Genomic DNA, 9,128 nt, shown 5'->3' with positions numbered 1-9,128 from the left:
GACCACCACCGCCGCGGCGCTCGGGGCGATGGCCGCGACCCACATCGGGGGCAAGGTGCTGGTCCTCACCGTCGATCCGGCCAAGCGCCTGGCCAACGCGCTGGGCCTCGAGCGGTTCGGCAACGTCGAGCGGCCGGTCCCTCAGGAGCTGCTGACCGAAGCGGGGGTGGCGCCTCGGGGCGAGCTGTGGGTGGCGATGCTCGACACCAAGGAGTCCTGGGATTCGCTGGTGCGCACCCATGCCCCCGACCCTCAGACCCGAGACGCCATCCTGGCCAACCCCCTCTACCAGAACATCACCGGCAAGTTCGTGCAGAGCCACGACTACATCGCCATGGAGCGTCTGTACGAGATCCACTCCTCGGGTCGCTACGACCTCATCGTCGTCGACACCCCTCCGACCCGCAACGCCATCGACTTCCTCGAAGCTCCCGAGCGGATGGCGGACTTCTTCAGCAGCCGCCTCCTGCGCTGGCTCATCACCCCGTACCGCTCACGCCTGGTCAACGCGGCATCCCGGCCCTTCTACACCATCGCCGACCGCATCCTGGGCTCGCAGTTCCTGGAGGACATCGCCGAGTTCTTCATCCTCTTCCAGACGATGTACGACGGCTTCGTGGAGCGGGCCGAGGCGGTCACCCGCACCCTCGCCGATCGCCGCACCACCTTCGTGGTGGTCAGCACCCTGGAGGAGGCGCCGGTGCGGGAGGCCGAGTTCTTCATCGAGGCCCTCGACAGCCGCGAGCTGCACCTCGGCGCGTTGGTGCTCAACAAGGTGCTTCCCTCCTACCTGCTCGACGACGCGGCGATGGCGTCGGCCGAGACCCTGTGCCGGAAGGCGGGGCCCATCGCCGCGGAGCTGGCCGACGGGATCGGCGACGCAGCTGACGTGGAGCGGGTGCTGCGGGAGATCGGGGAGAGCTTCGTCAACTACCGGATCGTGGCCAGCCGGGAGGCGGAGCAGCGGAAGGAGCTCGGCCGGGTGCCCGAGATCGTGGCGTCGGCCCCGTTCTTCGACCGGGACATCTTCGACATCGTGGGCCTGTTGCGGCTCGGTGAGGCCATCTGGCGTTGAGCCGCTGGAGGAGTAGGATGCGTCCATGCCGTCGTTCCGGCGACGCCCGCGCACCGGGAAGTCCGGATCAACCCGACCGGAGTCGCCCGCGCCCCTCACGGACGAAGCGGTCGTCGACCTGCGCGATCCGCTCCCGCCCGGCAACCTGGAGTGGGGGCTGCCCACCCTCTGCCCCCGGTGCGAAGCATGGGGCTACATCGACCGGTTGGACCTGGTCCAGCGGGTGATGCAGTTGCACTGCCCCACCTGCCTGTTCCGCTGGGAGATCAGCGAGGCTCAGATCGAGGGGGCGAAGGCAGCCCGGGGCGGCACCGAGTCGGCGGATCCCGGCGCCTGATCGCTGTCACCTGCGGCAGACTGGCTGGCCTATGGCCAGCCTCGCGGAGCTCGCCCGGTTCCACACGTCGCTCACCGCGGCCGACATCGATCATCTGCAGCGGCTGGTTGCGTCCTGGGGGCTGCTCGCCGATCTCTGCTTCGCCGACCTGATGCTCTTCGCGGAGGCCGAGCACGTGCCGGGTGCCGAGGGGCGGAGGCTGATCGTGCTGGGGCAGATCCGGCCCACCACCGGCCAGACCCTCTACCGCAGCGACTGGGTCGGTCGCACGCTCAGCGCTGCGGAGCGACCGCTCGTGTCACGCTGCTTCGAGTTGGACGCCATCATCGACGGTGAGGTGACCAGCGAAGCGTCCCGGGAGCCGGTGCGTGAGCTGTGCATCCCGGTACGCCACCGCGGCCGCACCGTGGGCGTGATGACTCGGGAGTCCGCGCCGACGATCGGCCGCCAACCGGGCGAGCTCGAACGGACCTACGTGGAGGTCTTCAACCGCTTCGCGCGCATGATCGCCGCCGGTGATTTCCCCTTCGCCGGCGAGGAGGGACCCACGGAGGAGGCCCCGCGGGTGGGTGACGGGGTGATCCTCCTCGACCAGACCATGCGGGTGGCGTACGCGTCGCCGAACGCGGTGTCTGCCCTGCACCGGATCGGGGTCCACGCCAACACCGAAGGGATGCGGCTGGGCGAGCTGGGATTGCAGGAGCTTGCCATCCGCACCGCCTTCAGCAAGCGGGTCCCGGCCACCGAGGAGATCGAGCGTGGTCCCGAGATCACCGTCCTGCTCCGCTGCATCCCTCTGATCGAGCAGGGGGTGACCACCGGGGCGCTGGTCCTACTGCGTGACATCTCGGAGCTGCGCCGGCGCGATCGCCTGCTGCTGTCGAAGGACGCCACCATCCGGGAGATCCACCATCGGGTGAAGAACAACCTGCAGACGATCTCTTCCCTGCTGCGGCTGCAGGGCAGGCGGCTCGCCTCACCGGAGGCGAAGGCCGCGGTGGAGGAGTCGGTTCGGCGCATCCGGTCGATCGCGTTGGTGCACGAGACGCTCTCCCACGAAGGGGGCGATGATGTGCCCTTCATCGAGATCGTGCGGCCGCTGGTGCGCATGGTCGAGGAGGGTCTGGTTTCTCCTGAGCATCCCCTGACCTTCGTGGTGCAGGGCGACGCGGGCAAGCTGCCTGCCACCATGGCCACACCCCTCGCCGTGGTGCTCACCGAGGCACTGCAGAACGTGGTCGACCACGCGTACCCGCCCGGGCTCGACCAGGCCGGGGGCAAGGTGATCGTCGACCTGTCCAACGACGGGGTGATGCTGCGGGTGCAGGTGATCGACGACGGGGTGGGCCTGCCTGAAGGGTTCTCGATGGAGGCCAGCACCGGCCTGGGACTGTCGATCGTCCGGACGCTGGTGACCACCGAGCTGGGCGGGACGATCGAGCTCTATCGGGCCGACGGTCAGGTCGGTCGGCCGGGCACCGTGGTCGACATCAAGGTTCCGCTGTCGAGCGGGTCCCCGGACGCGCAACGGCCTCCCGAGGAGGGAGGCCGTTGAGGTTCGAAACGGGGGTTGGTCGGTCTCAGGATGCCCGGCGCTTGGCCGCGAGCCACTGCCGTCGGAGCTTGCGGCGCTCCTCCTCCGAGGTGCCACCCCAGATGCCGGAGTCCTGGTTCGTGGTCAGCGCGAACTCCAGGCAGGGCTGGCGGGCTTCGCAGTCGGCGCAGACGGCCTTGGCGGCCTCGATCTGCTCGATGGCGGGCCCAGTGGTACCGACGGGGAAGAAGAGGTCGGGATCGGTGTCCCGGCAGGCTGCGAGCGCACGCCAGTCATCCGAGGCCACGGACAACGCGAGCGAGCGAGAAGCGGTGAGGGCCACGGTGCCTCCACGTCATCGGGCTTCGCGACGGGTGCTCTGCGCGGTGCTGGAAACACCAATCGTGAAGCTGTTCACATGCCACCGCGTTGTGAGGGAAACGGCGTGTGGCTGGGACATCGGCAACCTACAGAGTTCAGAACTCCGTTTCAAGGGGTTGGCGCCGTGTTTTTCGACCGTGTGGCCTTTGTCACGAGGTTCAAGGTGACGCGTCCCCTCGTGGTCGCCCACCGGGGAGCCTCCCAGGCCGTGCCACCCGGCAACACCATCGCCGCGTTCACCGCGGCTCGCCGACTCGGTGCCGACTGGGTGGAGCTCGACGTCCGCCGCACCGCCGACGGGGCGCTGGCCGTGCACCACGACCCGCATCTGGCCGACGGCCGGGCCATCGTCGAGCTGCTCGCTGCCGAGCTGCCCGACGACGTCCCCCTGCTCGACGCGGCGCTCGGGGCCTGTGACGGCATGGGGGTGAACATCGAGATCAAGAACGCGCCGGGCGAGCCCGACTGGGACGAGGATCGTCAGGTGGCCGATGCCGTCGTCGCGGTGCTCGCGGGCATGGCCCTCGACGGGGTGCTGATCACCTCGTTCGATCCTGGATCCATCGCCCGGGTGCGCGAGCTGGCCCCCGAGCTCCCGACCGGCCTGCTCGCATTCGACCTCAGCAGCCCCGAGCAGGTGGTGGCCACCGCCGCCGCTGGCGGCCATCAGGCGCTCAACCCGTGGGACCACTTCGTCACCGCCGAGCTCGTCGCGCAGACGCACGCGGCGGGGCTGGCGGTCAACGTCTGGACGGTCGACGATCCCGAACGCCTGGCCGAGCTGGTGGCCTTCGGCGTCGACGGGATCATCACCAACGTGCCGGATCGCCTCCGCGCCATCCTCGAGTCTGGGTGAGCGGGCCCGTGGCGTTCGCCGCTGGGATCACCAGGTCGAGCACCCCCGGACAGTGGGTGAAGCGCAGCTCGGTGGTCTCGCCCAGGTAGTCGCCATCGACCTGGTAGGGGAACGGCCCGTGGCCGGTGACCCGCACCTCGGCCAGGTCGGTGCGGTAGTCGGTGTGGTGGCTCCGGCGGAGGTGCTCACCGGTGGCCAGTGCCGACGCCGCCAGCCCGAGCAAGGGCACGAGCGCGAGGGTCCGGAAGGTGAGCATCACGAGGCCGCGGTCGAGCGTCGCCTCGGTCCCGACCGTGAACGGGCGCCGGCCGAGGTAGGTGTAGGGGTTGGTGTTGAGGCAGAGCGCGAAGTAGGCGTCGTCGACGATCGTCCCGTCCGCGTGGTGCACCGCGAACCGTGGCCGGGAGTGGTCGTAGTGGCGGAGCCAGGTGTCGATCGCGCACCAGGCGAACCAGGCGTGGCTGGCCCAACGCTTGAGGAATTCGCGCTTTTCGACCTCGGCGACCACGGCCGCGTCGTAGCCCATGCCGACGTGGAAGAGGAAGTAGCGACCGTTGACCGACCCGAGCCCCACCCGGCGGATGGAACGTCGGGCCAGGGCGTCGATGGTCGCCGCGGTGGCCTCCACGGGGTCGTCCGGGAGGCCCAGGGTGCGGGCGAAGACGTTGGTCGAGCCCCCTGGTAGCGCGGCGAGGGCGGTGTGGCTGCCGGCCAGTCCGTTCGCCGCTTCGTTCAGCGTGCCGTCGCCGCCCAGGACGACCACCAGCTCCACGCCGTCGGCCGCCGCGCCCTGCGCGAGCCGGGTGGCATGGCCTCTGCGGCTGGTCTCGGCGGTGGTGACGTCATGGTCGGCGGACAGCGCCTTCTGGATGACGACACGGGTGCGGGCGGTGACCGAGGAGGCGTTGGCGTTGACGATGAGCAGCACCCTCACCGCGTGCTGACGGTAGCAGCACCGCTCCCCGCACGGATTTGGCCGGTTCCGCGGCTGGCACGCAGACTGTCGCCCATGAACGTTGTCGTCTGCGTCAAGCAGATCCCTGATCCGGCAGACCCGGGCCAGATGGATCCCGAAACCAAGACCCTGAAGCGAGACGGGAAGCTCATCCTCGACGAGTCCGACTCCTACGGGGTCGAGATGGCCCTGCAACTGGTCGACGCGGCGGGTGGCGGCGAGGTCACGCTGGTGTCGATGGCCCCCAACAGCGAGACCGCGGGCCTGCGGACGGCCCTGGCGATGGGGGCGGCCAAGGCGATCCTCATCAGCGATCCCGCCCTCGCGGGCTCCGACGCCCTGGGCACCGCCAAGGTCCTGAGCGCGGCCATCAAGCGGGTGGAGGGCGCCGATCTCATCCTCACCGCCACCGAGTCCAGCGACGGCTACACGGGGACCGTCCCCGAGCAGATCGCCGGGCTGCTCGACCTGCCGTCGGTCACCTTCGCGAAGCACATCGAGATCGCAGACGGCAAGGTGAAGGTGCAGCGGCAGACCGATGCGGGCTACGACGAGGTCGAAGCGCCGCTCCCCGCCGTGGTGTCGGTCACCGCGGGCGTGGTGGAGCCTCGCTACCCGTCCTTCAAGGGGATCATGGCCGCCAAGAGCAAGCCCGTGGACGAGGTCACGGTGGCCGACCTGGGGCTCGACGCCTCGCAGGTCGGCTGGGCCGGCGCCGGGCAGGAGATCACCTCGATCGAGGCCGCACCGGCGAGGGAGGCAGGCGAGAAGTACGTCGACGAAGGCGACGGTTTCGAGAAGATCATCCAGTACCTCGAGAACCTCAAGGTCATCTAGGAGGCCAGCGAACCATGACTCTGTCCACGATCTGGGTCTTCGCCGAGGCCTCCGACGGCAAGGTCTCGCCCACGACCCTCGAACTGCTGACGAAGGCCCGTGAGCTGGCGGGCACGGTGGAGGCCGTCTACGCCGGCGGCGACGCCGAGGCCATCGCCGGCGAGCTCGGCAACTACGGCGCGACGAAGGTCTACACGACCGGTGACCTCGGCGGCGCGCTCCAGGGTGTCCCCGTCGCCGCGGCGATCGCGGCGCTCATCGAGGGGGGTGCCGCTCCCGCGGCCATCCTCTTCGGCACGAGCTACGACGGTCGCGACGTGGCCGGCCGGCTGTCGGCGAAGCTGGACAAGACCGTGATCACCAACAACGTCGACCTCGAGCTCGACGGCGATTCGATCGTGTGCACCGAGCCGGTCTTCGGCGGCACCACCAACGTGAAGACGAGGTTCACCGGTGGCCAGCCCTACCTCGTGCTGGTCCGGCCGAAGTCCTTCGCGGCCGAGCCTTCCGGCGGCGGCCCGGCCGCCGTGGAGACGATCGCGGTCCCGGACACCGGTGCCGCTGGCACTGCTCGCATCCTCAACCGCCACGTCGAGGAACGCGAGGGCCCGTCGCTGGACGAGGCGGACATCGTCGTCTCCGGTGGCCGGGGCCTGGGCGACCCCGAGAAGTACGCCATGATCGAGGAGCTGGCCAAGCTCCTCGGTGGCGCTCCCGGGGCGTCCCGGGCGATCGTCGACGCCGGCTGGGTTCCCTACTCGTACCAGGTGGGCCAGACGGGCAAGGTGGTCAAGCCGACCGTGTACATCGCGGCCGGCATCTCCGGTGCGACCCAGCACATGGTGGGGATGAAGGGCTCCAAGAACATCATCGCCATCAACAAGGACGAGGAGGCACCGATCTTCTCGATCGCCGATCTCGGCATCGTGGGTGACGTGCACAAGGTGCTCCCCGCCCTGATCGACGCGCTCAAGTCCCGCTGAGCGCCCCGGGGCCCGGGTCGTGGCCGTGCGCTTCCTCAGCGCAGGTGATGGCTGAGGAAGCGCACGATCTCGCCCCCGAACGAAGGGTCGGCCAGCGCGGTGGTGTGGTCCCCGGCGAGGCATCGCCCCTCGCCAACGGGTAGCCGGTGCGCGAGGGCGAAGGGGTCCCCGGCCAGGTGATCGTCGGCACCGGCGATGACCAGGGCGGGCACCGCCATCGCGGCCAGGTCGAACGGGTCCCGCCCGCGCCCGCGGGCGAGGGCCGCCAGCGCGGCTCGGTTCGCTCCGTTGGCATCGGCCCACTCCCGGAAGCCGCGAGCCTCGGGATCCTCGATCTCGTCGGGGTCGTCGATCTCCATCGCTCGGGCCAGGGCCTCGCCGTCGGTGGAGTGGTCGGTGGTGTGGATGTCGCGCTCGCCGATGCCCCCCAGCACCACCGCGACCACACGCGGTTCGTCGGGCGTGGCGCGCAGCACCACGAGGGAGCCCAGCGAGTACCCGACCAGGCCGCAACGGTCGATCCCGAGGTGGTCCAGCAGGGCCCGCACGTCGGCTACGAACCGCTCGTCGCGGTAGGCGTCCGGCTCGGTCGGCTTGGCGGAGCGCCCGTGCCCCCGCTGGTCGAGCGCGATGGTGCGGAAGCCGCCGGCGCGCAACGCTGGCCCGATCCCGGTCCACTCCCAGTTCATCTCGCCGTCCGCGGTGAGGCCGTGCAGCAGCACCACGGCTGGACCGTCGCCGTCGTCGCGGTAGAAGAGTGGTAGCCCGTCTGGTGAGGTGAGCACCGGCATCCGGAGAGGTCTAGCGCGTCTGCGAAGATCGAGGGGTGAGGTGGCGCAACTGGGCGGGGAACCAAGCGTGCGTGCCGGCGGCGATCGAGCGTCCCCGCCACGAGGACCAGCTCAGGTCGATCGTGCGCCGCGCCGCGAGTGAGGGGCGGACCGTCCGGGTGGTGGGTGCGGGGCACTCGTTCACGCCTTTGGTGTGCACCGACGACTACCTCGTCGACCTCCGGGACTACGCGGCAGTGCGGGCGGTGGACACCGAGCGCTGCACCGCGACCGTCCAGGCGGGGATCCCGCTGTGGCGCCTCAACCAGGAGCTGGCGGCCCACGGGCTCGCGCTCGAGAACCTGGGCGACATCGCCTACCAGTCGGTCGCCGGCGCCACCCAGACCGCCACCCATGGCACCGGTGCCCGGTTCCGCAACCTCTCCAGCGCCATCATCGGCATGCGGCTCGTCGACGGCCGCGGCGAGGTCGTGGCCTGCGGTCGGGACACGGAGCCGGAGATCCTCGAGGTGGCCCGGGTGGGGCTCGGGGCGGTCGGGCTCGTCTCGGAGGTGACGTTGCAGTGCGTGCGGGCGTTCAACCTCCACGCCGTCGAGGGAGCGGAGCCCGTCGACGCGCTGCTCGAGCGACTCGACGACGAGCTCGAGGGCCACGATCACTTCGAGTTCTTCTGGATCCCCAACACCCGCTGGGCGCTCACCAAGCGCAACCGGCGCACCGACGAGCCCGTGCGACCGCGACCGCGCTGGCGGGCATGGCGGGACGACGTGTTCTACGACAACGTGCTGTTCGGCGCGATGTGCCGTATCGGAGCGTGGCGGAACCACCTCATCCCGAAGGTGGCGAAGCGGCTGCCGTCGAAGGGATCGGCCGACTACGTGGACCTCAGCTACCGGGTGTTCGCCAGCCCGCGCCTGGTGCGCTTCTACGAGATGGAGTACGCCATCCCCCGATCGACGGTCGTGGAGGCGCTCCGGCGCGTGCGCGCCCACGTCGGGCAGCTCGGCATGCAGATCAGCTTCCCGGTCGAGGTTCGCTTCGTCGCCGCCGACGACATCCCGCTCAGCACCGCCTACGGGCGCGACAGCGCCTACGTCGCGGTGCACGTCTATCGCGGGACTCCCTACGAGGAGTACTTCCGGGGTGTCGAGCGCATCATGGACGACTACGGCGGCCGCCCCCACTGGGGCAAGCTGCATTTCCAGACCGCGTCGTCGCTCGCGCCCCGCTACCCGCGATGGGACCAGTTCCAGCAGGTTCGCGCCCGCTTGGACCCTGGTGGCGTGTTCAGCACCCCGTATGTCGAGCGGGTCCTCGGCCCCGTCGGTGGTTGACCTCCCCGAACTGTTCAGCGATGCGCGGTTTCGGGCGCGTGTGGG

The 9,128-nt window shown here is 70.1% G+C and carries 10 protein-coding genes; 7 read left to right on the top strand and 3 right to left on the bottom strand.

Going from position 1 to position 9,128, the window contains the following annotated elements; all coding sequences use genetic code 11:
* The 3 genes from V7004_RS05645 to V7004_RS05635 all read left to right on the top strand — a co-directional run.
* Positions 1–1,075 (top strand): ArsA family ATPase (locus V7004_RS05645; RefSeq protein ID WP_334142671.1); only part of this gene is annotated, 1,075 nt, incomplete at its 5' end.
* A gap of 25 nt (positions 1,076–1,100) precedes the next feature.
* The gene (locus V7004_RS05640; protein WP_334142670.1) at positions 1,101–1,412 is read left to right on the top strand and encodes a hypothetical protein; all 312 of its coding nucleotides are present in this window, start codon (positions 1,101–1,103) and stop codon (positions 1,410–1,412) included.
* Between the two features lie 31 nt (positions 1,413–1,443).
* The gene (locus tag V7004_RS05635) at positions 1,444–2,967 is read left to right on the top strand and encodes a sensor histidine kinase (RefSeq protein WP_334142669.1); all 1,524 of its coding nucleotides are present in this window, start codon (positions 1,444–1,446) and stop codon (positions 2,965–2,967) included.
* Positions 2,968–2,992: 25 nt separating this feature from the next.
* On the opposite strand, the gene V7004_RS05630 is transcribed toward V7004_RS05635, so the two are convergent.
* On the bottom strand, positions 2,993–3,289 hold the full coding sequence (locus V7004_RS05630) for a WhiB family transcriptional regulator (RefSeq protein ID WP_334142667.1): 297 nt from the start codon (positions 3,287–3,289) through the stop codon (positions 2,993–2,995).
* Positions 3,290–3,490: 201 nt separating this feature from the next.
* On the opposite strand from V7004_RS05630, the gene V7004_RS05625 reads away from it, so the two are divergent.
* Positions 3,491–4,183 (top strand): glycerophosphodiester phosphodiesterase, encoded by a 693-nt coding sequence (locus V7004_RS05625; protein WP_334142665.1) that lies wholly within the window; start codon positions 3,491–3,493, stop codon positions 4,181–4,183.
* On the opposite strand, the gene V7004_RS05620 is transcribed toward V7004_RS05625, so the two are convergent.
* The gene (locus V7004_RS05620; protein ID WP_334142664.1) at positions 4,137–5,117 is read right to left on the bottom strand and encodes a diacylglycerol/lipid kinase family protein; all 981 of its coding nucleotides are present in this window, start codon (positions 5,115–5,117) and stop codon (positions 4,137–4,139) included. The two genes, V7004_RS05625 and V7004_RS05620, sit on opposite strands and share 47 nt — an antisense overlap.
* Positions 5,118–5,192: 75 nt before the next feature.
* Between V7004_RS05620 and V7004_RS05615 the strand changes: the two genes are divergently transcribed.
* Positions 5,193–5,975: an electron transfer flavoprotein subunit beta/FixA family protein gene (locus V7004_RS05615; protein ID WP_208027159.1), complete on the top strand. Its 783-nt coding sequence runs from the start codon at positions 5,193–5,195 to the stop codon at positions 5,973–5,975.
* Positions 5,976–5,989: 14 nt separating this feature from the next.
* The gene (locus V7004_RS05610) at positions 5,990–6,958 is read left to right on the top strand and encodes an electron transfer flavoprotein subunit alpha/FixB family protein (protein ID WP_208027158.1); all 969 of its coding nucleotides are present in this window, start codon (positions 5,990–5,992) and stop codon (positions 6,956–6,958) included.
* Between the two features lie 35 nt (positions 6,959–6,993).
* Here the strand turns inward: V7004_RS05610 and V7004_RS05605 are convergent, their stop codons facing one another.
* Complete coding sequence (locus V7004_RS05605) at positions 6,994–7,749, bottom strand: alpha/beta fold hydrolase (RefSeq protein ID WP_334142663.1); 756 nt, start codon at positions 7,747–7,749, stop codon at positions 6,994–6,996.
* 35 nt (positions 7,750–7,784) lie between these two features.
* On the opposite strand from V7004_RS05605, the gene V7004_RS05600 reads away from it, so the two are divergent.
* On the top strand, positions 7,785–9,083 hold the full coding sequence (locus tag V7004_RS05600; RefSeq protein ID WP_334142662.1) for a D-arabinono-1,4-lactone oxidase: 1,299 nt from the start codon (positions 7,785–7,787) through the stop codon (positions 9,081–9,083).
* Positions 9,084–9,128 lie beyond the last annotated feature (45 nt).

This window comes from Rhabdothermincola sp., from assembly GCF_036846205.1.
In the GTDB taxonomy this organism is placed as follows: domain Bacteria; phylum Actinomycetota; class Acidimicrobiia; order Acidimicrobiales; family Acidimicrobilacustridaceae; genus Rhabdothermincola.
This window is presented reverse-complemented; position numbering and strand designations above follow the sequence as displayed.